This is a genomic window from Pseudomonas sp. IT-P218, assembly GCF_949767605.1.
Taxonomy (GTDB): Bacteria; Pseudomonadota; Gammaproteobacteria; order Pseudomonadales; family Pseudomonadaceae; genus Aquipseudomonas; species Aquipseudomonas putida_AE.
Window position 1 is genome coordinate 1 of the sequence record NZ_CATKQQ010000057.1, and the last position, 796, is coordinate 796.

Below are 796 nucleotides of genomic sequence, written 5' to 3' on the forward strand. Positions count from 1 at the left end.
TTGGCGCAAGGCGATGTTGCGATCAGCCAGAAAATTCCGCGGGTGCTGGAAGATGCTACCCAGCCGGTGCCGGCCCTGCTGCGTGAACTGATCGACGAACTGCTGGCCGAGTGGCGCCATTTGGGCGAGCGCATCAGCGTACTGACGGGACGCCTGGAAGTGGCCGCCAACGCCGACATGACGGCGAAGCGACTGATGACTGTGCGCGGCATCGGCCCAGTCACAGCCACGGCCCTGGTGGCCAAGGAAACCAAGCCTGAGCGATTTCCCAATGCCCGCAAGTTTGCCGCGTACTTTGGCATGGTGCCTGACCAGCACAGCAGCGGGGAAAAGATCCGGCTGGGGGACATGACCAAGCGAGGTGATGCTTATTTACGCAGCCTGATGATCCAAGGAGCCCACGCGGTGCTGCAACAACTACGACCTGATTCCCAGCAACCCGATGACCGCCGCTTGTTGCACTGGATGAGCCGGTTGGGTCGTAAGGAAGCTGCGATCAGGCTAGCCAACCGCAACCTGCGAATCGTCTGGGTGCTTCTACAGAATGACCAGACTTATCGTCGCCACGCCGGAGATGGCCAGCAGGCAACGATGAGCCACTGAGCGACAGAGTTCTGCCACCGAGGTACCAACTGTCCGACCCTTTGCTGAAAAAAATTGACCCCAGGTAAGACCGGCGTGGATTGATGCCTAAGCTCCTACTGGCCTTCGAGGCCTGAATGTAATCGGCATACCACGAGCTTTTCCAATTTTGGCCAGAAGCCGAAGACGGCTTCCACGAATAGGCCTTATACAT

At 58.7% G+C, this 796-nt stretch carries 1 protein-coding gene; it reads left to right on the forward strand.

From position 1 onward, the window contains the following. The coding region (locus tag ACM6I6_RS24460; protein ID WP_414920826.1) for an IS110 family transposase at positions 1-603 on the forward strand (603 nt) is incomplete at its 5' end. Positions 604-796 lie beyond the last annotated feature (193 nt).